Source organism: Curtobacterium sp. LFS079 (genome assembly GCF_047977865.1).
In the GTDB taxonomy this organism is placed as follows: Bacteria; Actinomycetota; Actinomycetes; order Actinomycetales; family Micrococcaceae; genus Arthrobacter.
In genome coordinates this window covers 265937-288342 of record NZ_JBFPFO010000002.1, presented here as the reverse complement: position 1 = coordinate 288342, position 22406 = coordinate 265937, and the positions used below count along the sequence as shown (strand labels likewise).

At 66.3% G+C, this 22406-nt stretch carries 28 protein-coding genes and 1 tRNA gene; 13 read left to right on the top strand and 16 right to left on the bottom strand.

What is annotated here, in order from left to right:
- Positions 1 to 40: 40 nt before the first annotated feature.
- Both ACNQPB_RS04715 and ACNQPB_RS04710 read right to left on the bottom strand, forming a co-directional pair.
- Entirely contained in the window at positions 41 to 1321 is a 1281-nt protein-coding gene (locus ACNQPB_RS04715) for an ABC transporter substrate-binding protein (RefSeq protein WP_498749515.1), read from the bottom strand.
- 631 nt (positions 1322 to 1952) lie between these two features.
- The gene (locus ACNQPB_RS04710) at positions 1953 to 2390 is read right to left on the bottom strand and encodes a rhodanese-like domain-containing protein (protein WP_498749513.1); all 438 of its coding nucleotides are present in this window, start codon (positions 2388 to 2390) and stop codon (positions 1953 to 1955) included.
- Between the two features lie 125 nt (positions 2391 to 2515).
- Here ACNQPB_RS04710 and ACNQPB_RS04705 point away from each other — a divergent pair, with 125 nt between their 5' ends.
- The 4 genes from ACNQPB_RS04705 to ACNQPB_RS04690 all read left to right on the top strand — a co-directional run bounded on the left by ACNQPB_RS04705 (position 2516) and on the right by ACNQPB_RS04690 (position 6173).
- Positions 2516 to 2884: a metal-sensitive transcriptional regulator gene (locus ACNQPB_RS04705; RefSeq protein ID WP_498749511.1), complete on the top strand. Its 369-nt coding sequence runs from the start codon at positions 2516 to 2518 to the stop codon at positions 2882 to 2884.
- A gap of 49 nt (positions 2885 to 2933) precedes the next feature.
- Positions 2934 to 3176 (top strand): heavy-metal-associated domain-containing protein, encoded by a 243-nt coding sequence (locus ACNQPB_RS04700; protein ID WP_498749509.1) that lies wholly within the window; start codon positions 2934 to 2936, stop codon positions 3174 to 3176.
- A 71-nt stretch (positions 3177 to 3247) separates the two neighbouring features.
- Positions 3248 to 5722 carry a heavy metal translocating P-type ATPase gene (locus ACNQPB_RS04695; RefSeq protein ID WP_498749945.1) on the top strand — a complete coding sequence of 825 codons (2475 nt, stop codon included), beginning with the start codon at positions 3248 to 3250 and terminating at the stop codon, positions 5720 to 5722.
- A gap of 187 nt (positions 5723 to 5909) precedes the next feature.
- The gene (locus ACNQPB_RS04690) at positions 5910 to 6173 is read left to right on the top strand and encodes a WXG100 family type VII secretion target (RefSeq protein WP_498749507.1); all 264 of its coding nucleotides are present in this window, start codon (positions 5910 to 5912) and stop codon (positions 6171 to 6173) included.
- Between the two features lie 95 nt (positions 6174 to 6268).
- On the opposite strand, the gene ACNQPB_RS04685 is transcribed toward ACNQPB_RS04690, so the two are convergent.
- Positions 6269 to 7270 carry an EamA family transporter gene (locus ACNQPB_RS04685; RefSeq protein ID WP_498749944.1) on the bottom strand — a complete coding sequence of 334 codons (1002 nt, stop codon included), beginning with the start codon at positions 7268 to 7270 and terminating at the stop codon, positions 6269 to 6271.
- 107 nt (positions 7271 to 7377) lie between these two features.
- Between ACNQPB_RS04685 and ACNQPB_RS04680 the strand changes: the two genes are divergently transcribed.
- Entirely contained in the window at positions 7378 to 7920 is a 543-nt protein-coding gene (locus ACNQPB_RS04680) for a CGNR zinc finger domain-containing protein (protein ID WP_498749505.1), read from the top strand.
- Between the two features lie 45 nt (positions 7921 to 7965).
- Here ACNQPB_RS04680 and ACNQPB_RS04675 read toward each other — a convergent pair whose 3' ends face one another.
- The 3 genes from ACNQPB_RS04675 to ACNQPB_RS04665 form a co-directional block, all read right to left on the bottom strand.
- Positions 7966 to 8325 (bottom strand): hypothetical protein, encoded by a 360-nt coding sequence (locus tag ACNQPB_RS04675; protein WP_498749503.1) that lies wholly within the window; start codon positions 8323 to 8325, stop codon positions 7966 to 7968.
- Between the two features lie 69 nt (positions 8326 to 8394).
- Positions 8395 to 8982, bottom strand: coding sequence for a hypothetical protein (locus ACNQPB_RS04670; RefSeq protein WP_498749501.1), 588 nt, complete (start codon positions 8980 to 8982; stop codon positions 8395 to 8397).
- Between the two features lie 57 nt (positions 8983 to 9039).
- The gene (locus ACNQPB_RS04665; RefSeq protein WP_498749499.1) at positions 9040 to 10380 is read right to left on the bottom strand and encodes an MATE family efflux transporter; all 1341 of its coding nucleotides are present in this window, start codon (positions 10378 to 10380) and stop codon (positions 9040 to 9042) included.
- Between the two features lie 97 nt (positions 10381 to 10477).
- Here ACNQPB_RS04665 and ACNQPB_RS04660 point away from each other — a divergent pair, with 97 nt between their 5' ends.
- On the top strand, positions 10478 to 10912 hold the full coding sequence (locus ACNQPB_RS04660) for a DoxX family protein (RefSeq protein WP_498749498.1): 435 nt from the start codon (positions 10478 to 10480) through the stop codon (positions 10910 to 10912).
- 78 nt (positions 10913 to 10990) lie between these two features.
- On the opposite strand, the gene aztD is transcribed toward ACNQPB_RS04660, so the two are convergent.
- Positions 10991 to 12283, bottom strand: coding sequence for a zinc metallochaperone AztD (gene aztD, locus ACNQPB_RS04655; protein ID WP_498749497.1), 1293 nt, complete (start codon positions 12281 to 12283; stop codon positions 10991 to 10993).
- A gap of 127 nt (positions 12284 to 12410) precedes the next feature.
- Between aztD and ACNQPB_RS04650 the strand changes: the two genes are divergently transcribed.
- Complete coding sequence (locus tag ACNQPB_RS04650; RefSeq protein WP_498749495.1) at positions 12411 to 13382, top strand: acyl-CoA thioesterase; 972 nt, start codon at positions 12411 to 12413, stop codon at positions 13380 to 13382.
- Between the two features lie 40 nt (positions 13383 to 13422).
- Here the strand turns inward: ACNQPB_RS04650 and dnaB are convergent, their stop codons facing one another.
- On the bottom strand, positions 13423 to 14805 hold the full coding sequence (gene dnaB, locus ACNQPB_RS04645) for a replicative DNA helicase (protein ID WP_498749494.1): 1383 nt from the start codon (positions 14803 to 14805) through the stop codon (positions 13423 to 13425).
- 327 nt (positions 14806 to 15132) lie between these two features.
- On the opposite strand from dnaB, the gene ACNQPB_RS04640 reads away from it, so the two are divergent.
- From ACNQPB_RS04640 to ACNQPB_RS04630, 3 genes are all read left to right on the top strand, one after another.
- On the top strand, positions 15133 to 15345 hold the full coding sequence (locus ACNQPB_RS04640) for a hypothetical protein (protein WP_498749492.1): 213 nt from the start codon (positions 15133 to 15135) through the stop codon (positions 15343 to 15345).
- Positions 15346 to 15453: 108 nt separating this feature from the next.
- A complete protein-coding gene (locus ACNQPB_RS04635) occupies positions 15454 to 15951 on the top strand; it encodes a hypothetical protein (protein ID WP_498749490.1) in 498 nt (165 codons plus the stop codon).
- Between the two features lie 3 nt (positions 15952 to 15954).
- Complete coding sequence (locus ACNQPB_RS04630; protein ID WP_498749488.1) at positions 15955 to 16530, top strand: hypothetical protein; 576 nt, start codon at positions 15955 to 15957, stop codon at positions 16528 to 16530.
- 17 nt (positions 16531 to 16547) lie between these two features.
- Here ACNQPB_RS04630 and ACNQPB_RS04625 read toward each other — a convergent pair whose 3' ends face one another.
- The 7 genes from ACNQPB_RS04625 to rpsF all read right to left on the bottom strand — a co-directional run bounded on the left by ACNQPB_RS04625 (position 16548) and on the right by rpsF (position 20703).
- A complete protein-coding gene (locus ACNQPB_RS04625; protein WP_498749487.1) occupies positions 16548 to 16883 on the bottom strand; it encodes a TFIIB-type zinc ribbon-containing protein in 336 nt (111 codons plus the stop codon).
- Between the two features lie 108 nt (positions 16884 to 16991).
- On the bottom strand, positions 16992 to 17618 hold the full coding sequence (locus ACNQPB_RS04620) for an FMN reductase (RefSeq protein ID WP_498749485.1): 627 nt from the start codon (positions 17616 to 17618) through the stop codon (positions 16992 to 16994).
- A gap of 191 nt (positions 17619 to 17809) precedes the next feature.
- Positions 17810 to 18661: a PhzF family phenazine biosynthesis protein gene (locus tag ACNQPB_RS04615; RefSeq protein ID WP_498749483.1), complete on the bottom strand. Its 852-nt coding sequence runs from the start codon at positions 18659 to 18661 to the stop codon at positions 17810 to 17812.
- A gap of 257 nt (positions 18662 to 18918) precedes the next feature.
- On the bottom strand, positions 18919 to 19371 hold the full coding sequence (gene rplI, locus ACNQPB_RS04610; protein WP_498749481.1) for a 50S ribosomal protein L9: 453 nt from the start codon (positions 19369 to 19371) through the stop codon (positions 18919 to 18921).
- A gap of 17 nt (positions 19372 to 19388) precedes the next feature.
- Entirely contained in the window at positions 19389 to 19628 is a 240-nt protein-coding gene (gene rpsR, locus ACNQPB_RS04605) for a 30S ribosomal protein S18 (protein ID WP_003800144.1), read from the bottom strand.
- Between the two features lie 126 nt (positions 19629 to 19754).
- Positions 19755 to 20342 carry a single-stranded DNA-binding protein gene (locus ACNQPB_RS04600; protein WP_498749480.1) on the bottom strand — a complete coding sequence of 196 codons (588 nt, stop codon included), beginning with the start codon at positions 20340 to 20342 and terminating at the stop codon, positions 19755 to 19757.
- A gap of 55 nt (positions 20343 to 20397) precedes the next feature.
- Positions 20398 to 20703, bottom strand: a complete 306-nt coding sequence (gene rpsF, locus ACNQPB_RS04595; protein ID WP_021473324.1) for a 30S ribosomal protein S6 — start codon at positions 20701 to 20703, stop codon at positions 20398 to 20400.
- Between the two features lie 228 nt (positions 20704 to 20931).
- On the opposite strand from rpsF, the gene ACNQPB_RS04590 reads away from it, so the two are divergent.
- Positions 20932 to 21270: a YnfA family protein gene (locus tag ACNQPB_RS04590; protein WP_498749478.1), complete on the top strand. Its 339-nt coding sequence runs from the start codon at positions 20932 to 20934 to the stop codon at positions 21268 to 21270.
- Positions 21271 to 21316: 46 nt separating this feature from the next.
- Here the strand turns inward: ACNQPB_RS04590 and ACNQPB_RS04585 are convergent.
- A tRNA-Leu gene (locus ACNQPB_RS04585) sits at positions 21317 to 21399 on the bottom strand.
- A 149-nt stretch (positions 21400 to 21548) separates the two neighbouring features.
- On the opposite strand from ACNQPB_RS04585, the gene ACNQPB_RS04580 reads away from it, so the two are divergent.
- Entirely contained in the window at positions 21549 to 21710 is a 162-nt protein-coding gene (locus ACNQPB_RS04580) for a hypothetical protein (RefSeq protein ID WP_498749477.1), read from the top strand.
- Entirely contained in the window at positions 21697 to 22386 is a 690-nt protein-coding gene (locus ACNQPB_RS04575; protein ID WP_498749475.1) for a DUF1345 domain-containing protein, read from the top strand. Before ACNQPB_RS04580 ends, ACNQPB_RS04575 begins: the two co-directional genes overlap by 14 nt.
- Positions 22387 to 22406: the final 20 nt, after the last annotated feature.

The window sequence follows — 22406 nt, the reverse complement described above, 5'->3', positions numbered from 1 at the left end:
GCTGGCGGCGCCTGCATGGGCAGGTGCCGGCCGCGGAGTCTTACTTGAGGAGGGCCTCGATCTGCTTCTTGGCATCAGCGAGGAGGGTGGCGGAGTCACCACCGGCGACTGCCTTCTGCAGCATCGGAACGAGGACGGTGTCCACGATCTGCTGCCACTTGGCGGTTGCGGGACGGGTGGCCGTGGCCTTGGCGTTGAGGGTTTCGATCAGCGGCTTGAAGCTTTCGTAGCCCGGCTTGTCCTGGTACTTCTCGAAAGCGGAGATGCGCGCGGCCAGGCCCAGGCTGGATTCGATGCCCATGCTGTTGTAGTCGTAGGCACACTTGACGAACTTCTTGGCCGCCTCGGTGTTCTTGGTTGCCTTGGGGACGGACAGGTACCACGGTCCGGGGACGCCCGCGACGCCGGCGCTGCCGCCAACCATCGGAGCGGCGCCCACCTTGCCTGCCACCGGGGAGTCCTTGGGGATCTGGCGGTATGCGTGTGCCCAGAACCGGGTCATCGCCGTCTTGCCCTGGTTGAACAGGTTCTGTGCCGCGGCCCAGTCGACCTGCGCGGCGCCGGACGGGGCGGACTTCACCAGGCTGGTGTAGAAGTCCAGGGCTTCCTTGTGGGCGGCGTTGTCGATGACCACCTTGCCGTCGGCGTCCAGGACCATCGGCGAACCGGCCTGCAGCACGTGCGCCAGCCATTCGGTTTCGACGGCGCCCTTCACGTCCGTGCCGTACATGCCGTCACGGGTGAAGAAGGCGGAGATTTCCTGGTACTGCTTCCAGGTGGTCGGCGGGGCAAGCTCGTAACCGTACTTGGCCTTGAAGTCGGCCTTGTTCTTGGCGTCCTCAAAGAGGTCCTTGCGGTAGAGAATGATCTCCGCGTTGGTCCAGGCGGGCATGCCGATGAAGTGGCCGTCCACGTTCGCTTCCTTGACCAAGGCCGGGAAGATGTCCTTCTTGGCCTCGTCGGTGAAGAGTTCGTCGATGGGCTGGACTGCGTCCTTGAAACTCGGCAGCCAGACCGAGTCCAGGGCGGCGACGTCGAAGGAGACGTTGCCGGAGGAGAACTCGCTGGACAGGCGGTTGAACATGCCGTCATAGGGCAGTTCGACGAAGTTGGCGGTGACGCCGGTTTCCTTCTTGCACTGCTCCGCGACGCCGGTGAGTTCCGCGTGGCCGCCGGCCTCGACAAGGACGTTCACGGTGCTGCTGGCGGCGCTACCCGTGGTTGCCGGGCCCCCCGCGCCGCACCCGGTTGCCGCGAGTGCGACGGCGGTGCAGATGCCGCCGAGGGCGGCGAACCTGTTGATGGTCTTTCGAGTGGACATCGCTGTCGACTCACTTTCTCTCGAACGGAAATGGCGAGATTGATCGGGGTGAAGAATCGTTTTGCCAAAACGACTTGGCAAAACCGTAAAGGTCATTGGGCGAGCGTGTCAAGAGTCACAGAAAAATTGTTTGAGCGGCCTGCCCAAAGGATTTTTCTCTTGACGCGGAGCTTTGCGTGGCCCTATGGTCATCCCGCGGCGAAAAACCGTTTTGGCACATTTTGGCCGCTGACTCGGGATCTAGCACCCCGGGAACAGTGCCGGCGGCCTGGACAAGTACCGGCGGCCCTTCCCGGCACGCCCGGGATCCTCGCCCGTTTCGACGGTTCCCGCACCACTAGACGGTGGCCAACGTCTAGTGGGAAGGGAACCGTCTAATCGGATGGACGGCTTGGCCGAGTCACCACCTGAAAATCACCAGTTCAAAGGTGTGACGCCTCTGTACCCGGCAATGCGGGGTGGCTGATGCAATGCGGGGTGGCTGATGCAATGCGGGGTGGCTGATGCACTGAGGTTCCGGCGGGTTCATGGGCTTCCGGGCCGGCTGGCACCTCCGGATAGATGGTTCCCGCACGGTTAGACGGTGGCCGCCGTCTAACCGTGCGGGAACCATCTAATCGGCGCTTGAGTACTACCCGGGCTGGTGTGCAGTGACCAGGCCGTCGAACTCCCGAACCGTGACGCCGTCGGCCGTTTCCACCGGAAGACCATTCCGCGCCCAGTACTCGATCCCGCCGATCATTTCCTGTACCGGATAACCGAGCTCGGCAAAGGCGAGTGCGGCGAAGGTGCTCCCGTTGCAGCCCGGACCCCAGGAGTAGACCACCACGCGGCTGCCAGCCGGAATGATTTCCGGGGCGCCGGCGGGGATCTGCGCCGTCGGCAGGTGCACGGCACCGGGGATGTGCCCGTGGTCCCAGGAGTATTGCCGCCGCGTGTCCACCAGCACGAAGCTGCCGGCCGGGGCGTCAGCCACGTCCATGACGTCGATTTCGAAGCGGAGCTTGGCCCGGAAATACTCCGAGGGGCCGGGTCCGCCCGGACCGTTTTCGAGTGCGGTTTCCTGCATGGGGTTCCTTTCCTTGGGCTTTCCGGCCGAGCGCAAGCTTAGCTGCCGGCGTTGTGCACCTAACCCTTCATGTATACCCCCCGGGGGTACTTGCCAAGTACCCCCGGGGGGTATACATTGATCACATGAGCACGGTAGATCCCCTCACCACCCCGGCCGGCGTTGCCCCTGCTTCCGGTTCCCCGGAAGAGCCGCACGCCCAGCACGGCTATTCCTCGAACAAGGACTCCTACCTGCGCAGGCTGAAGCGGATCGAAGGACAGGTCCGCGGAATCGCCCGCATGGTTGACGAGGACAAGTACTGCATCGATATCCTCACCCAGGTCGCCGCCGTCAATAAGGCGCTCCATGCCGTCAGCCTCGGCCTGCTGGAAGAGCACATCGGGCATTGCGTGGTGGGCGCCGCCGCGGAGCCGGATCCCGGATCCCGTGCCGAGGCCATCGATTTCAAGGTCAAGGAGGCCACGGATGCCATCGGGCGCCTGCTGCGGTAACACCGCGAACTCTCACCACATCATTCAACTCACCACCAAGGAGCACGCCATGGGACAGAACACCGCCACCATCCAGACCAACGTCAGTGTTTCGGGCATGACCTGCGGGCACTGTGTTTCGGCGGTAAGCGAGGAGATCGAAGCCCTCGACGGCGTGAAATCCGTGGCGATCGACCTGAACGCGGGCGGCATCTCAACTGTGACCATCACTTCCACCCAGGAGCTCGCCCCTTCGGAGATCGGCGAAGCCGTTGCCGAGGCCGGCTACCTGGTAGTGGCCAACGACGCTTAGGGGGCATCGTGGGGAACCAGGACTTACTCAAACAGCAAGGTACCCGCATCGTCGAACTGGATATCGAGGGCATGACCTGCGCATCATGCGTGGCCCGGGTGGAGCGGAAGCTCGGCAAACTGGAGGGCGTCGAAGCCTCCGTGAACCTCCCCCTCGAATCCGCCAGCGTCACGGTCCCCGCGGACATCACGGACCAACAGATCGTAGACACGGTCAACGCCACAGGCTACAAGGCCTACATCAAACCCCAGCCGGGCACCCACAAGCACGGGGAGCACTACGGGCACGAGCACGGCGACCACAGCGAGCCGGCACACCAGTACGGCGCTGACCGCGAAACCGAGATGCTTGGCGCACCTCACCCTGAGCACAGCGCGACGCAACATGACCATAGCGGCAATGCGGGACACATGCGGCAGCATGCGTCTAAGCGAGGAACGACCGAGCATGCAGAGCATGTGGTTCGCGGGGCCGCGCAAGGCGACCACACCGGCGTCGAGCACACAGAGCATGTGGGTCGTGGCGTCGCGGCTGGCGACCACATGCACCATGGCCCCGGCGCCAAGACCCTGCGCCCGCGGCTGATCACTGCCGCGGTACTCACCGTTCCGGTGTTCGCGATCTCCATGATCCCCGCGCTGCAGTTCGCGAACTGGGGCTGGGTGGCGGCGGCGCTGGCGTTGCCGGTGGTGAGCTGGGCGGCGTGGCCGTTCCACCGTGCCGCCGCGATCAACGCCCGGCACTTCGCTTCCACCATGGACACCCTGGTTTCCATCGGCGTGCTGGCGGCCTACCTGTACTCGGCGTGGCAGTTGTTCGCGGACCCGCGGATGACCGAACACCCGGGCATGGAGACCATGGGCGGAGGCCTGTATTTCGAGGTCGCCGCGGTGGTCACCACTTTCCTGCTGCTGGGCCGCTACCTCGAGGCGAACGCAAAGGCAAAAGCCGGCGACGCCCTCAAGGCCCTGCTGAGCCTCGGCGCGAAGGACGCCACTGTTCTGCGCAACGGCGTCGAGCACAAGATCCCCGCGGACGAACTCGAAGCAGGCGACCTGTTCGTGGTCCGGCCGGGCGAGAAGATCGCCACCGACGGCGTGGTCACGGAAGGCGCGTCCGCCGTCGACGCTTCACTGCTGACGGGCGAGTCCGTCCCGGTGGAGGTCGGCCCGGACAGCCCGGTGACGGGAGCCACCATCAACACCTCGGGCAGGCTGATCGTGAGAGCCACCCGGGTGGGCTCGGAGACGACGCTGGCCCAGATGGGGCGGCTCGTCAGCCAGGCGCAGACCGGCAAGGCGCCGATCGCCCGGCTCGCGGACCGCATCAGCGCGGTTTTTGTGCCGGTAGTGCTGGTCCTCGCGGTGCTCACTTTCCTGGCCTGGTTCCTGGCCACCGGCGAGCTGAACGCGTCCTTCACCGCCGCCGTCGCGGTCCTGGTGATCGCCTGCCCATGCGCCCTGGGGCTCGCCACGCCGGTGGGCCTGCTGACCGGCACCGGCCGCGGCGCCCAGCTGGGCATCCTCATCAAGGGCCCGCAGGTCCTGGAGGACACCCGCACCGTGGACACCATCCTGCTGGACAAGACGGGCACGGTGACCAGCGGCAAGCTGGCCGTGGACGGGACGCTATCTTTCAACGGCAGCTCCCTGAACGGGCACCGCGAGGCGGACGTCCTCGCCCTGGCGGGCGCAGTGGAGGCAGCCTCCGAGCACCCGATCGCGCACGCAATTGCCGCAGCCGCCAAGGATGCGCTGCCCGACGGCGGCAGCCTCCCCGCGGTGTCGGACTTCAGTTCGGCGGCCGGCGGCGGAGTCCGCGGAACGGTAGCGCTTAACGGCGGTACTGCCCGGACCGTCGTCGTGGGACGCTCCGGCTGGCTGGAAGAGAACGGGATCGCCCCGGACGAGGCACAGCGCAAGGCGCTGGCGGACTCGGAGGCGGGCGGCGCCACTGCGATCTGGGTGGCCGTGGACGGTACGCCGGCCGGAATCGTTGCCTTGCGGGACACTATCAAGGACGGGTCCGCAGCGGCGATCGCGGAACTGAAGAAACTGGGCATCCGTCCGATGCTGCTGACCGGCGACAACGCCGCAGTGGCCGCCCAGGTGGCGGACGCCGTCGGGATCGCACCGGAGGATGTGTTCGCCGGTGTGCTGCCGGAAGGCAAGGTGGCCGCGGTCCGCCAATTGCAGGCCAAAGGCGCCACGGTGGCCATGGCCGGTGACGGCGTGAACGACGCCGCGGCCCTGGCGCAGGCGGACCTGGGCATCGCGATGGGCTCGGGCACGGATGTGGCGATCGAGGCTTCGGACCTCACTGTGATGGGCAGCGAGCTGGGGCAGCTGGTGCAGGCGATCGAGTTGTCGAGGAAGACCCTGGCGACGATCAAGACCAACCTGTTCTGGGCGTTCTTCTACAACGCGGTGGGCATTCCGGTGGCGGCCCTGGGGCTGCTGAACCCGATGATCGCGGGCGCCGCGATGGCCGCCAGCTCCGTGCTGGTGGTGGCCAATTCCCTGAGGCTGCGCGGCTTCGGCAAGTAGCCAACTGACTCGGCCCGGGTGTCGGTGGGGACTCCTTCACGGGGACTCCTTCCCGGGGGACCTCTTCACGGGGGATCTCTTCATGGGGAGGGGTTCCCATCGACACCCTTCACCCGGCCGGGATAGTTTCTAGGTATTGGGGATGCCGAAGAGTTCGGGTCCGCGACAATCCAAAAGGAGACACACCATGGCCATTTGGGGCGCAGATGTACAGCAGCTCAAGACCCTCGGCAGCAAGCTCAGCGCAGGCTCGAACGAAATCGAGCAGCAGCGCAACACCCTGAATAAAGTCCTCCAGGGCACCGACTGGAAAGGCCCGGACGCCGACCGCTTCCGCAACGAATGGCAGTCCCAGCACATGACCGCCCTCCAGAAGGTCGCCCAGGCCCTGGACGAAGCCGGCAAGAAGGCCACCAAGAACGCCAACGAGCAGGAACAGGCCTCCCACTAACATCCGGACCACCGGTCCTACCGGCCCAAACGTGGATGACCCCCTCAAATTTGAGGGGGCCATCCACGTTTCGGCCGGAAATTCCACGCCGCTGGTTAGCGCTCCGGGACCGTCCGCACCGAAGGCACGGGCTCGACGTCGTTCGCGTGGTCAAGCTCCGCACACGGCTCGGCACCGCCGGGCACGGAAACATCCGCGCGCTCGGCGCGGAGTTCGTCCACGCGTACCAGCACCACGCCGAAGATGATCAGGGCGCCGCCCAGGAGCTGGATGGTGCCCGGCAGTTCGGCCAGCAGCAGCCAGGCCCAGACGACGGCGAAGAGCACTTCGGTGAGCGAAACGAAGGACGCCACCTTGGAGCCCAGGCTGCGGGCGGCCATGATGCCGGTGACGTAAGACAGGACGGTGGACAGCAGCACCAGGCCGGCAACGGAAACCCACCACGGGGTGTTCCACGGGCCAAGGTGGGTGTCCGCGGTGCTGAAGGACATCGGCAGCAGGCCGACGGCGGCAGCGGCCCACATCACGACCGCGCCGGCCAGCAGCCCGCCGGAAGCCAGGACCAGGGGCGGAAGGCCGTCATTCTGCTTGGCCGTGATGAAGAAGTAGATCACCAGGCAGACCGCCGCAGCCATGCCCCAGAGCGCGCCGACGAAGTCCACCTTGACCGCGCCGGTGAGGTCCAGGACCAGGACCAGGCCACCCAGGGACAGCAGCGTGCCGATCGAGGTCAGCGCACGGGGACGGCGCCGGGTTGCGGCCCAGAGCCAGAGCACGACCATGGTGGGCGCGAGGTATTCGAGCAGCAGGGCAACGCCCACGGACAGCCGCGCCACGGCGTTGAAGTAGAAGAGCTGACAGCCGGCCACGCCGATCAGTCCGAACAGCAGGATGGTGAGCCAGTTTTCCTTGAGCTGGTGCCAGCGGCCGCGGAGCGCGACGACGGCGGGCACGGCCAGGACCAGGGCAGCGCCGCTGAGGCGGATGGCGACAGCGGCGCCCGGCGTCCAGCCTGTCTCCAGGAGGGATTTCGCGAAGGAGCCGGACAGCCCGAAGACCGCGGAGGAGAATAGTGCGACGCCCAGGCCGGAGGCCATGAAGCCTGCCGCGCCCCGGTTCTTGGCAGCTGACACAGCACGCCTCCTGTCAGGAGTAAAATGGGTTACGCTCCTGACAATACTCCCGAGCCAAGTAAGGAGTCAAAGTGCTTTTTGCACCTGACACTGAGGTGGCCTTGCGCGCCGTCGTCAATCTGATCAATACCGCCGCCAACGGCGGCGAAGATCTGCGCACTCCGGAAGACCTTGATGCCTTCCTCGACGCCGAAGAATTCACCGGCGTGCGGGCCGGAACGGAGCGGGAACTGGAGAGCGTCAAGCGGCTCCGCACGGAACTCGCGGCGCTGTGGACGGCAGATGAGGACACTGCCGTCCAGGCGATCAACCAGCTGCTGGCGAAGGCGAAGGCACTCCCCCAGCTCGTGAAGCACGACCATTGGGATTGGCACCTGCACGCCACGACGCCGGATGCGCCGCTGGTGGAACGCATGGGCACCGAGGCGGCCATGGGACTGGTGGACGTGATCCGCAGCAAGGAAAGCGAACGCATGCGGGTCTGCGCCGCCGAGGACTGCGACGCGGTGGTGTTGGACCTGAGCCGGAACCGCTCCAAGCTCTACTGCGACACGGGAAACTGCGCCAACCGGGCGCATGTGGCAGCGTACCGGGCACGCCGCGCAAGCGCGTAGAACGGCAAGCGCGTAGGACAGCCAGCGCGCAGACCAAGAGCCGGCTTAGTTGCTGCCGGAGTCCGGGGTTTCGGGCTTCTCCGGCGCGGGGGAAGCCGGGCCGGGAACGGCGCCGCCGTGGCTGCCGGGCCTGCGCGAACTCAGGTTGACGCCGGAGCCCTTGCCCAGGTGTTCAGCGTTTTCCTTGTGGCTCATGGAGAGCATCGCGGCCATGACCAGGCTGACGATGAAAGCGATGCCGCCGCCGGTGAAGGCGAGGTCGAAGCGCGGCGAGTGGCCGCTGCCGCCCGAGGCGAAGATCAGCACTGCGAAGAAGACCAGCACTCCCCAGAACGCGGAAAACATCAGTGGCCCCTTCACCGAGGTCCGCATCTTGCGCGGCTCTCCTGGTTTCTGGTCTGCCAAGGTGGTCCTCCAATGGTGCCGGCGCTTCGCGCGCCTCAAGAGTTCTACAGAAAGTAGAAGGTACGGTAACTAGTTTACGTCCTCGGCGGGCACGCCGTGCCCACCGTTCCCGCGGCCGCCGGCGTCATGGCGCAGGCTCAGGCCGGAGAGCGTCCACAGGACGCCGGAAATGATGGCGCCGCCGCCGGCCACGCCCAGCAAGGCGTGCGCTCCGAGGTTGGTGAAGAAGGGCAGCAGCGCCGCCGTTCCAACACCAACGACGCCGGAGATCAGCCAGTCGCGCGCCAGCACCTGGCGTCCACGCTGGCGCAGCCCCTGCACCAGCTCCCATACGCCGAGCACCAGGAGGGCGGTCGAGGCGGAAAGGGTGACTCCGGCGTCGGACTGGAAAAGCAGTGCGGCCACGCCGCCCAGCGCGACCACGGCCGCCACGGCAAGCGGAGCGCTTCCGCTTCGCAGCACGGCAAACGCCGTCGCGAGCAGGTACAGTCCGAGCGCCCAGGCAAGGACCTGCACGGACGGAGCGCCCCAGAACACCGTCAGCGCCCCGAAGGCGAGGGCGATTGCGGCACGCAGCAGCACCGGCTTCCAGGGCGCGGCATCATCGGAGCCGGAGAGCCAGGAAGGGACAGATGCTGGGGACGAGGGGGAAGTCACCCGTCCAGTTTAGCGATCAGACCCTGCCGCCCTTGACGGGCTGCGGCGGGGCCGGGGCTATGAACCCAGTACCATCCATTTGTCGCTGCGCGAGCGCAGCCCGAGGGTGACTCCACGGGCCAGCATGTAGCCCAGGCCGAAGGCCGCCCAGAGCCAGAGCAGCCCGGCCGCGCCCCCGGGCCGCGTCAGGTGGACTGCGGCCAGCAGGGGCAGGTAGAAGGCGAGGTTCACGACGCCGGCAATCGCCAGGTAGCGGGCGTCCCCCGCGCCGATCAGCACGCCGTCGAGCACGAACACGAAGCTGGCCAGCGGCTGCCCGGCGGCCAGGATCCAGAGCGCTCCCGTGAGCGCTGACTGCACGGCGGCGTCGGAGGTGAAGAGCAGGCCCGCCCACGGCGCGGCCACGGCCAGCAGGGCCCCGGTCACGACGCCGAAGCCAAGGCCCCAGCGGATCATGGTCCGGGTAAGCCCGCGCGCCTCGGCCGGCCTCGCGGCGCCGAGTTCCTTGCCGATCAGGGCCTGGGCGGCGATGGCCAGGGCATCCAGCGCGAAGGCCAGGAAGGAGAAGATGGTCATGGTGAGCTGGTGTGCGGCCAGGTTGACCGCCCCCTGCGAGGTGGCCACGAGCACAGTGGCGAGGATCGCCAGGCGCAGGGAGAGCGTACGGAGCATCAGCCAGGAACCCACCGTGGTCATGGCCCGGATGCCGTGCCAGTCCGGCCGCAGCGACACCCCATGACGGCGGGCGTTGCGGCCGACCATCACCAGGTACACCGCAGCCATGGCCCATTGCGCGATGCTGGTGCCGAGCGCCGAACCCGTGACCGAGAGGTGCAGCCCGTAGACCAGCGCCCAGTTCAGGGCGATATTGAGCGCGAAGCCGGCTGTGGCCACCACCAGCGGAGTACGGGTGTCCTGCAGGCCGCGGAGCACGCCGGTGCCCGCGAAGATCAGCAACATGGCCACCAGCCCGGGCATGGACCAGCGGAGGTAGTCGACGGCGAAGCCGCGCACCTCTCCCCCGGCGCCGAACAGGTCCACCAGCGGCCCGGCTGCGAAGAAGCCGCCCACCGCCAGCACGGTACCCAGCAGCAGGGCCAGCCACACGCCGTCGCGCCCTGCCGCGAGCGCCTTGGACAGCTTGCCGTCGCCGATCGCCCGGGCGACCGCCGGCGTCGTCGAATACGCAAGGAAGACCATCAGCCCGACGGCGGTGTGCAGCAGCGTGGATGCCAGCCCGACGCCGGCCAGCTGGCTGACGCCGAGGTGGCCCACGATGGCCGAGTCCGCCAGGAGGAACAAGGGCTCCGCGATCAGGGCACCGAAGGCCGGAACGGCGAGGCGGAGGATCTCGCGGGCGTGGGACGGGCTGGCGGCTCGGGCTACGGTCTGGGGCACTTTTCCACCATAACGGGAGGGGCAGACAAGACAGGGGCTCCGTTGCTCCCCGTCACATTTACTTGACACTTCAAGCAATGTTCGCAACGCTGCTTATATGAACAAGTCCAAGCTGACCACCACAGCCCTTACCGTCCTGCGCGTCATCGTCGGATTCATCTTCGCCGCGCACGGCTGGCAGAAATTCAACGAATTCACCATCGCCGGCACCCAGGCCGCCTTCGCCCAGATGGGGGTGCCGGGCGCATCCGTCGTGGCGCCCGTCGTGGCCGGACTGGAACTCGTGGGCGGCATCGCGATCATCGCCGGACTCCTGACCCGCGTCTTCGGCGCGCTCCTCGCCGCGGACATGCTCGGCGCCCTGGTGCTGGTGCACGCGCCGGCCGGGGTCTTTGTCGCCAACGGCGGCTACGAACTCGTGCTTGCCCTCGGCGGCGGCGCCCTCGCGCTGGCCCTCGCCGGCGCCGGGCGGCTCTCCGTCGACGCCGCAGCGTTCGGCCGCAAGGGCTCCAAGCTGGGCGTCCTCGCCTAGGCTCCTTCAGAAAAGGAAAAACGCACCCGCTTCGGCGGGTGCGTTTTCCTGTTAGCGGCCTCTCAGCCTAACGGTCTCTCAGCCCTCGACGCCGGTCAGCTCGTTCGGCACAAAGTCCAGCGCGGCACTCTTGGTCACCTTGCCGCTCTTGAGGTCCACGGCATGGATCCGGTGGCCCGCAGGCTCGGTGACGTACCCCGTCGAACCCTGAACGAAGAGGGTGGGCCGGGGGTCCTGCCAGGTTTCGGACTCGGTCCAGGGCGCCGTCACTTTGATGGTGGACGTGACTTTGCCGGTGGCGGGATCGATCACCCGCAGGCCGCCGTCGGTTCCGAGGACCAAGGCCTCGCCGGCCGGGCCACGGCCGAGGGAGCGGAAGGAGTAGCTGGTCCCGAGTTCCACAAGCCGCAGCGTGGCGGTGTCGGTGTTGACCAGCGAGATGCGGGTGGGGCGTTCCAGCTTCGCGGCCTTGTCCATCTTGTAGTCACCCAGGATCACCGGGGATTTTTCGGATCCGGCCTGGTTGCCCACCCGGCCGTACTTGTCGGGACTGGCCACCTTGGTGAACTTGCCGCCGCCCCTGTAGATCAGCATGCCGTTTTCGCAGCCGAGCACCACGGTCCCGTGCGCGGCGACGGCCTCGCCGTGGACGCCGGGGCAGTTTTCGGCCCGCGCGATTTCCTTCCGGTGCTGCCCCTTGCCGGGGCCGAGGACGACGGCGCCGGATCGGCTCTCCTCGTTTCCGAGGGTCACCAGCAGGCCGCCATCCTCGAGCGGCACCGCGACGCCGTGATGGGCCTCCGGCGCCGTGTAGACATCCGTTTCGGGCAGGCCGCCGGTCAGGGCCTTCGTCAACCCCGCGGGATCGAAACTTTCGACCTTTCCGGAGCCGTCGCTGAAGAGCACGGTCGTCCCGGCATGGCGCACCACGTGACCGGCCTTGCTGGCCTCGAAGGCGCGTTCCGTCAGGCGCGGCTCGCCTGCGTAGTGGTGGCTGTGGTCGCCGTGCGGCTCGCTCCAGGAACCGGCGTCGAATACCCGGAAGGCATCGCCTGTGGAGACCAGCACGTGGCGGCCGTCGCCGGCCGGGTTCAGGCGGTTGAAGCCGTCGAGCTCCGCCCCTCCCACCGGCTTCAGGGTCCTGGCGTCGAGGACCGAGATGCCGCCGTCATGGGTGAGGACGAGGCGCGGCGTGGGGCCTTGGGCTTCCTCGGCTGCAGGGCCGGACGCGTCACCGCTTGGCGACGGGGAAGCAGGGCCGCCCGGAGAGGCGGCTGCGCCGCAGCCGGCGAGGAGAAGTGCGGAAAGTGCCACGGAGGGCAGCGCGAGCGCGCGGCCGGCGGGACGTTTGGACGAGGGGTGAGTGATCATGCGCTTAACAATAATGACTCTCATTAGTAGTAGCGAAATCGCTGCGTCACCAGAACGCACCCCGCCCGTGGGTGCCGGGCACCGTCACACAAGGCACCGCCGTCAGGCCCGTCGCTAAAATCGCCTCATGAGCGAGCCCGCACCGCACTCCGTCACCCTTCGCTTCCTGGCCGCCCCCACCGACGTCGGCCACAGCGGTTCGGTGGACGCCGGCACCGTCCTGGAATGGGTGGACAAGGCGGCCTACGCGGCGGCCGTCGGCTGGGCGAAGTCCTACTGCGTGACGGCGTACGTCGGCAACATCCACTTCAGCGATCCCGTGAACAGCGGCGACATGGTGGAAGTGGAGGCGACCATCGTCTACACCGGCCGCTCCTCGATGCACATCCGCACCGTCACTTCTGCGGCCGACCCCAAGGGCGGCCCCGCCACCATGCGCAGCCAATGCCTGGTGATCTTCGTGGCGGTCGGCGCGGACGGCAAGCCTGTCCCGGTTCCGCAGTTCACGCCGTCGACGCCGGCCGAAATCGAGCAGCGGGACAACGCCCTAGCGCGGATCGCCGTGCGCGAGCAGATCGTCGAAGCGATGAACGCCCAGGAATATACCGACGCCGGCACGGCCGAGCGCGTGGTGCTGCGCTTCATGGCTTCCCCCACCGACGTGAACTGGGGCGGCAAGGTGCACGGCGGCATCGTCATGAAATGGATCGACGAAGCCGCCTATGTCTGCGCCTCGCGGTATTGCGGCAGGGACACCGTGGCCGTATTCTCCGGCGGGGTCCGTTTCTACCGGCCGCTGCTGATCGGCGACGTCGTGGAAGTGGAGGCCCGGCTGGTGTACACCGGCAACAGGGGCATGCACGTCGCGGTCCACGTGCGTTCGGGCAGCCCGAAGAGCCGGGAAATGAACCTCACTACCTATTGCCTGACGGTCATGGTGGCCCGGGACGACAGCGGAGCCTCGGTGCCGGTGCCCCAATGGGTGCCGGTCAGCGAGGAGGACAAGCGCCTGCACGCACACGCGCGGGAACTGCTGGAAATCCGCGGCGGCGCGCCGGGCAACCGCCTGCCCGACCACCTGCTGGAGGGCGGCGCCTAGGCGCCTCCAACATCCGGCCCGGGCGCCCGAAGGCCTCCTGCTAGAAGCCGCCGCCGCCCGTCTCGCCGGCCATGTTGGCGAAACGCGAATAGTGGCCCTGGAAGGCGACCACGATGTCCTTGGTGGGACCGTTACGGTGCTTGGCCACCAGGATGTCCGCCTCGCCGGCGCGCGGGGATTCCTTGTCGTAGACGTCCTCGCGGTGCAGCAGGATGACCATGTCGGCGTCCTGCTCGATGGAGCCGGATTCACGCAGGTCCGAGACCATGGGGCGCTTATCCTGGCGCTGTTCGGAGCCACGGTTCAGCTGGGACAGGGCGATCACGGGCACCTGGAGTTCCTTGGCGAGCAGCTTCAGCGCACGCGAGAACTCGGAGACTTCCTGCTGGCGGGACTCCACGCGCTTGCCGGAGCTCATGAGCTGCAGGTAGTCCAGGACCACGAGCTTGAGGTCGTGCTGCTGCTTCAGGCGCCGGCACTTGGCACGGATCTCCATCAGGGACATGTTGGGGCTGTCATCGATGAACAGCGGGGCATCGTTCATCCGGCCCATGGTGGTGGCGATCTTGGACCATTGCTCGTCCTTGATGGTGCCCTTGCGGAGGTCCTGGAGGCTGATGGTGGCCTCGGCCGAAAGCAGGCGCATGGCGATTTCGTTCCGGCCCATTTCGAGGGAAAACATCACGGTGGCCAGGTTGTTCTTGATCGCCGCGGAACGCGCGAAGTCCAGCGCGAAGGTGGACTTGCCGACCGCGGGACGGGCCGCGATGACGATCATCTGGCCGGGGTGCAGGCCGTGGGTCAGCTCATCGAGCTCATAGAAGCCCGTGGGAACACCGGTCATGCCCTCGCCACGGTGCCCGGAGGCTTCGATTTCGTCCACGGTGGACTCCATGACGTCCTTCAGGGCGACATAGTCCTCGGCGGTGCGGCGCTCGGCCACGGCGTAGACCTCGGCCTGGGCCTGGTTGACCAGATCCTCCACCTCGCCGTCCTGGCCGTAGCCCATCTGGACGATCTTGGTGCCGGCGTTCACGAGGCGGCGCAGCACGGCCCGTTCAGCCACGATTTCCGCGTAGTACCCGGCGTTGGCGGCGGTGGGAACCGTCTGGATGAGCTCGTGCAGGTAGGCGGGGCCGCCGATCTTGTTGATCTCGCCGCGCTTGGTCAGTTCATCCGAGACCGTGACGGCGTCGGCCGGTTCACCGCGGCCGTAGAGATCGATGATCGATTCGTAGATGGTCTCGTGGGCAGGGCGGTAGAAATCGTGCCCGCGGACGATCTCGACGACATCCGCAATGGCATCCTTGGACAGCATCATGCCGCCGAGTACCGATTGCTCGGCCGCGATGTCCTGCGGGGGAGTGCGGCCCAGCTCGGATGAGCGGCCGCCCTCAATCGAATCCAGGTGCGTTACTGACAAAGCCGTCCTCCATGTGTACCGCCGGGTGCTTCAGGGCAGCCTTGCGGCGCCCCCTGTGTGGGGCTGCCGACCGCCTGGAATCTGCCGTTGCCCCATCCTTGCGGCAGGCACCGACATTCTTCCGCCGGCGCACCTCGCAGAACCGGCAGATCCGGATTTCCCCAGCAATCCACGGGTTATCCACAGGGAAATCCACAAGATCCTAAATGGACCAGTGCACGGAACTCCAGCGGCGGCGAAAACGGGGCAATCCACGTACCTGAAAGGGGTACCCAGCCACGTTATCCCCGCTTTTTCGCGGAACCAAGCCGGGCATGTGGATAACCCGTGGATAACGTGGCCGTGCTTGTGCACAGTCTGTGCATCATCCTGTGGAAAGCGAAATACTTTGTCCACAAACTCGCCTCTGAACTGGGAAAACTCTTCGAACAGGGTGTGGAACAAAAGTATTTTGCGGCCTCCTCCATCCACAGCCTCAATGCCGCGGAACGCATGGACAGACCACCTGGCACCCTGTCGGCTGTGGAAAATATGCCGTGATTGTGATTCAGCCCACAATTTCCCCGAAAATTCGACAGCATCCTCTCAAAAAGCATGCCCACGTGGGAATGTGCTGTGGATAACTGGCAACTGGCATAAGCTCTAGGCATGGACTTCACCTTGGGGGATGTACTGATTGTCGTCGCGCCAGCGGCCATCCTCGGCATGGTGATCTGGGCCTTGAACCATGCCTTCAAACCCCGGGACTTCGGCGTCTCCGAGGCCGAACGGTACCAACGGGAACTAGCCCGGCGTTCGGCCGCGCACCAGGCCGAACAAGTCCGTGCCGCGCTGGCTGTCCGCGAACGGATCAACGCGTCAACGCTGCCAAGCCAGAACCAGGAACAGGCTCGCCAGCAATCCGAAAACCATCCGGCTCCGCAGGGTCCGGCAGCCCACCCGCAGCAGCGCACCGCGGGGGCGGCAGCACCGGCGTCGGCGGACTACCAGCCGGCAGCGCTTTCCAACGGGCAGCTGAATCCGGACCTCGTGCGGCAGCTTCAATTCATGGCCAGGAACGGGCAGAAGATCCAGGCCATTAAACTTCTACGGGACTACACCCGCGCGGACCTGCTCTCCGCAAAGAACTACATAGATCGGCTCTGATACATGGAATCCCTGATCATCCCGGCCCTGATCCTGGTTGCCGTGGTCATCGCCGTCCTGCTGCTGAACCGCATGTTGAGCCGCCGTGCCACGGAGTACCGGGAGAAGCACGACGCCGAGGGCGCGCCCGTGGACGCCCTGGAACTGGCCCGGGAGTCCGCGGCCAAGCTTAGCGAGGACCAGCACCGCCGGCTGTACTCGCTCATCGCCCAGGGACAGGCCATGGCCGCGATCAAGCTGTACCTCAGCAGCACGGGAGAGGGCCTGCGCGCCTCCCGCGATGCCGTTGCCGCCCTCGCGGCGCACCCGCAGCCGTTCCGGCAGCCTGAACCGCCTCCCGCGGACCTGCTTCCGGAGGAAGAAGAGCCGGAACGCTTCCCTTACCGCTACCGGGCCATCGCCAGCAAGGGCGATGTGATCCGCGAGGTCAGCAGCAACATGCTCAACGACGATATCTACGGGCGGATCCGCACACTGGCCAAGAGCGGCGACGCAGAGGCCGCCGCCCTTGCCCTGGTTCGCCACTCTGACATTTCCCTCGCGCAGGCACGCGAGTTCATCGCCCTGCTGGAGGACTGACCAACGAGGGGCGGGGCCTAAAAGTCAAACAGGTCCCCCAACCAGCCTTCCTTCTTCTTGTGCTTGCGCCGGTCGTAGTCACGGTCGTAACCCCGGTTGCCGTAGTCGCGGTCCTCGTAGCGCGGCCGCTCCGGGTAGCCGCGGTCGTAGAGCGGCGGTGCGGGCGGAGCGGGCGGAGCCTGGCGTGGTGCGGCCGGCGCCTGGGGCGGCGCGGACTGTGCGCCATACTGGCCCGGCGCGCGGTCAATGATCTTGTCGAGCTCACCCCGGTCCAGCCAGACGCCCCTGCACTGCGGGCAGTAGTCGATCTCCACTCCGTTCCGCTCGCTCATCACCAGGTCATTTGAATCCACAGGACACTTCATGACCGGCTCAACGACCTGGGCCCGGAAAAAGTTCGGCCCGCCGCCCGGCCGGAGCCGGGCGCCGGGCTGCGATCTGCCGGGCTGCGATCTGCCGGGCTACCGGCCGCCGGTGATTCCGGCCAGGAGCTGCTCGAACGGCAGGGACTCCATCGGGTCGGTCTTGCGGTGCGGTTGTTCGCCGCTCAGCAGCTGCACCAGTTCCCCGGCCGCCCGGTCCACACGGGCCGACAGTGGCGAGCCGCCGTCGTCGTTGTTTCCCCAGTCCTGGGGACCGGCGAAAACGGAGGTCTGGGTCATCCGGGTGCGCAGATAGCTGAAGAGCGGGCGCATGGCGTGGTCCAGCACCATCTGGTGGCGGTCAGTGCCGCCGGTGGCGCCCATCAGGACGGCCTTGCCGTCCAGCGACTTGGGGTCCAGTACGTCAATGAAGGACTTGAACAGGCCGCTGTAGGAGGCGCTGAAGACGGGGCTGACGGCGATGATCCCGTCGGACTGCTCGACGCCGGCAATCACCTCTGCGAGGCGCGGTCCCGCGTAGCCGGTGACAAAGTTGTTCGCGATGTCCACGGCAAGCTCGCGCAGCTCGATGACCTCGACCTGGGCATCGTAGCCCGCCTCTCCAAGCTGGCGCTTCGCCGATGCGGCGAGCTGGTCGGCCAGCAGGCGGCTCGACGACGGGACTCCGAGTCCGGCGGAAAGGACAGTGATGCGGCGGGTCTCCATGGCGTTCTCCTGATGCTCGACGGTTCGTTTACAGATTACATGCATTTGCATCTATACCGTCAAACGACAGAGTGCGTTGGAGTATTCCCGCCCGGGTTTCCTCAGTGCGTTCCTTGCGCGAACGGGCAGATAATGCCCCTTTTTCGCGGTTTTGAGGGCATCAGCTGCACGTTCGCGCTCCGAACGGTGCCCTACAGCAGCACGGTTCCTTGGATGCAGGCCGTTGTGTCCCCGCCGATCCAGATCCGGCCGTCCACGGACTCCACGTGGACCCGTCCGGCCCGGCCCAGCACGGTTCCCTGGGCGGCGAGATACCGCTCAGGTGCGCGGCCGCTGCCGATCAGCCATTGGGCTGCCCCGGCGTTGAAGCTCCCGGTGACGGGGTCCTCCACCACCGCGTCGCCGGCGATGAACGTCCGCACCTCGAAGTCGGCACCCGCCCCGGGCCGGTGCGGACCGATCACGCCCACCTCCAACTCCCCCAGCGCGGCCAGGTCCGGAGTGATCCCCAGAACCTCCTCGGCGGACTCCAGCAGCACACCGATCCAGCGCGGACCGTTCACCAGCCACGCGGCGTCGAGCAGGGCCTCCTCCGGCAGGCGCAGCCCGGCGGCCAGCCTCTCCCGGGTCGCAGCGTCGACCGGGCCCGAGCGGGTAAGCGGAGGCGCCTCAAAAGCCAGCCGGCCGCCGTCGGCCTGCACTTGGACCAACCCGGCGCCGCACTCCTGGACAAGAACGCCTTCCTGCTTCGGCACGCCGCCGGCCTGCAACCACGCGTAGGCCGAACCCAGGGTTGGATGCCCCGCGAAAGGCAGTTCCTCGCTGGCGGTGAAAATCCGTACCCGGTAGTCTGCGGCCGGGTCCTCCGGCGGAAGCAGAAAGGTGGTTTCGGACAGGTTGGTCCAGTTCGCGAATTGCTGCATCTGTGCGCCATCCAGGCCTTCGGCGTCGACGACGACGGCCAAAGGGTTGCCAAGGCAGGGCACCGCGGAGAAGACATCGAGTTGGAAAAAGCGCCGTGCGCGTGCGGTTTCGGGAGTCACTGCTGCAGGCTATCACCGGCTCCGGCAGGCCTGGGGGCGGTGGAGCATCGTGGGCTCGGACGGTCCCATACCGCTTGCGCGAACGTACAGATAGTGCCCCGTTTTTGCGATTTTAAGGGCCTCAACTGTACGTTCGCGCAACGCAAAAGGTCCCCGCCTCCGGAAACCGGAGGCGGAGACCTTTCATGCAGCTTGCGCCACTTGCGCTGCGTAGCACTCCCTAAAACCTCGCAAGCTCGGTTTCAGGGAACCCTGCGCTACTTGCTTGCAACGACCTCGAGGTCGATGACAGCGGAAACGTCCTCGTGCAGGCGGACGTTGGCCTGGTACGAACCAACAGACTTGATGTGGTTCGGCAGTTCAACGTTGCGCTTGTCGATGGAGCCGAGACCGGCAGCCTCAACAGCAGCTGCGACGTCGGCCGGCTTGACGGTGCCGAAGAGACGACCGGACTCGCCGGCCTTCACAACCAGCTGGACCTTCTTGGCGGACAGCGCAGCGGCCTGTGCCTGGGCAGCTTCAACGGAAGCATGGGCGCGGGCAGCACGTGCAGCCTTGATGGACTCAACCTGCTTCTCGCCACCACGGGTCCAGGTCAGGGCGAAGCCGCGGGGCAGGAGGTAGTTACGTGCGTAACCGTTCTTGACCTCGACAACATCGCCAGCAGCACCGAGACCGGTAACTTCGTGGGTCAGAATGACCTTTGCCATGTTAGTTAATCCCTTCCTTAGCCGCGGCCAGCGCCGGAGTAGGGCAGCAGTGCAACTTCGCGGGCGTTCTTGATTGCCTGGGCGATCTTGCGCTGTTCCTGAACGGTAACGCCGGTGACGCGACGAGCGCGGATCTTTCCGCGGTCGGAGATGAACTTGCGCAGCAGTGCTACGTCCTTGTAGTCGATGACGGTGATGTCAGCGGCCTTCAAGGGGTTGGACTTTGGTTTGGGCTTACGGAGTTCAGCCTTAGCCATCGTGGAGCTCCTTTTCTATGGAGCCCGTGGATATTGATCCACGGGATGGTGGTGTCCGACGGCGTCTGCCACCTTGGGTGCCTTGCGGCACCCGGGCGGGTTCCGGCGTCGGACGTGAATGTTTGTTTAGAAGGGAGGTTCGGAATCCGGGCCGTTGCCCCAGCCGCCTGCATTGCTGACACCGGGGGTAGCCCACGGGTCATCCTGCTGCGCGGGCTGGTTGCCACCCCAGTTTCCACCGGAGTTGCCGCCCTGGTTTCCACCAGAGCCGCCCCCGAAGCCACCGCCGCCGCCGCCGCCGAAGCCGCCCTGGTTGCCGTTTCCGCCGCCAAACCCGCCACCGCCGGAGCGCTGGGTACGGTTGACCTTGGCATTGGCGTACCGGAGGCTGGGGCCGATTTCGTCGACCTCAAGCTCGATGACGGTGCGCTTCTCGCCTTCCTTGGTTTCGTAGGAGCGGCTCTTCAAGCGGCCGGAAACGATGACGCGCATGCCCTTGGTGAGGGATTCGGCCACGTTCTCGGCTGCTTCACGCCACACCGACGCGCGGAGGAACAGGGTTTCCCCGTCCTTCCACTCGTTGGACTGGCGGTCGAAGGTCCGGGGAGTAGAAGCGATGGTGAAGTTCGCTACTGCCGAGCCAGACGGGGTGAACCGCAGCTCCGGGTCATTGGTGAGATTACCGATGACCGTAATAGTGGTTTCGCCTGCCATCTACTGCCTCCTTGTTCGTTCCTACGGGGTAAAGATTGGAAAGTCGGGAGCTGAATTACTCAGCAACAACCTTCTGGTCTTCGGGGCGGATGATCTTGGTGCGCATGATGGTCTCGTTGAGAGACAGCTGGCGGTCAAGTTCCTTGGCGGTAGCCGGCTCAGCGGTGAAGTTCACCACGGCGTAGATACCTTCAGACTTCTTCTTGATGTCGTAAGCCAGGCGACGACGGCCCCAGATGTCAACCTTCTCGATGGTTCCACCATCGGTGGTGATGACATTCAGGAACTTCTGAAGCGACGGCTCAACGGTACGCTCTTCGACCTCGGGGTCGATGATTACCATCAATTCGTAAGGACGCATATGTGAACCCACCTCCTTTGGGCTAAGCGGTTACGGTACTTCCGTAACAGGAGGTTCATTTGCGATGCCGTGCAAGGCTCCGCCACCGGAAAATTCGGGGACAGGGCGCAGCACAGACTTCAATATCTTAGTCCATCTCCCACACCCAAGGCTATTCGGCGTGTCAGCGAGGGGGAACTGCCCGGCCGCCGTATGTGGAAAACCGGGCACGGAGGCAAACTGAAAGCCATGACCATCCTGAAGTCCTCCGTGCTGTTCCTCCTTGCCGCCGTGGCCGAAATCGGCGGGGCCTGGCTGGTGTGGCAGTCCGTCCGGGACGCCAAGCCGTGGTGGTGGGCGGGCCTCGGCATCGTGGCTCTGGGCATCTACGGCTTCGTGGCCGCGTTCCAGCCCGACGCCCACTTCGGCCGCGTCCTGGCGGCGTACGGCGGGGTCTTCATCGCCGGTTCCCTCGCCTGGGGAATGCTGATGGACGGTTTCCGGCCCGACCGTTGGGACATCGCCGGCGCGGTCATCTGCCTGCTGGGCGTCGCCGTCATCATGTTCGCACCACGCACCGGCGCGTAGCCGGGGCAAAAAAGAACACCCCGGTCCGAAAACCGGGGTGTGTCTGTGCGCGGAGGGGGACTTGAACCCCCACCCCCTTTCGAGGACCAGCACCTCAAGCTAGCGCGTCTGCCATTCCGCCACCCGCGCAGGTGATCCGGAGAAGCCGTGTTTGGTTTTTCTCCGTGACAGCGAAAAAGACACTAACACGGCAATCCCGCACCTGCCGATTCGGACAGCGGGCAGGACACTTCAGAGGTCTCCAGCAAAAGGTCGGGGGGCACGGCTAGGGTGGCCCTATGGACGCCGCAATGCTGAACGCCACCGTCATCCCCGTGCTCTTCGCCGCCGTTTTCCTGTACGCCCTGTACTTCGTAATCCGTTCCGGGGTCCGGGACGGCATCCTGCAGGCCGACAACAAGCGCGCCGACGCCAAGGACGAATCCGGTGCCAGGCTCTAGCAAGCCGACCCCCACCCAGCGGGCCCGGCGGAAGCGGCTGCGCCTGGCCGTCATGTTCGCCGCCGGTGCCGCTGCGGCAGTGGCCACCGGCGCCTCCGGGGGCTGGCTGGCTGCCCCGGTGGTGGGCTGGGCGGTCGCCTCCTTCACGTATGTGCTGTGGGTGTGGCTCGTCATCGGGCGTCTCGGCCCGGAGGACACCCGCAGGCACGCCACGGAAGAAGACCCCTCACGCGGAACGGGCGAACTGCTGATCCTCGGCGCGAACCTTTTGAGCCTCGCGGCGGTGGCCGCCGTCGTGGTCGGATCGCACCAGGACGACGGCGGCGGGCTGAGCGGCCGGCTCGCTGCGGGAGCTCTGTCGCTGCTGAGTGTCGCGCTGTCCTGGATGCTGATCCAGACCCTGTTCACACTGCGCTACGCCGAGCTGTACTACGGCACCGCGGACGACGCCGGCGGAGAGGTGGGCGGCATCAACTTCAACCAGAAAGAACTGCCGCAGTACACCGATTTCGCGTATCTGGCCACGAGCCTGGGCATGACCTACCAGGTATCGGACACCAACCTCGAAAACCACCGCATCAGGGCCGAGGCCCTCAAGCACGCCCTGCTCTCCTACCTGTTCGGCACGGTGATCCTGGCCGCGACGATCAACCTGGTGGTCGGATTGGCCGGGTAGCAGTCCGGGGGCAGCGCCGT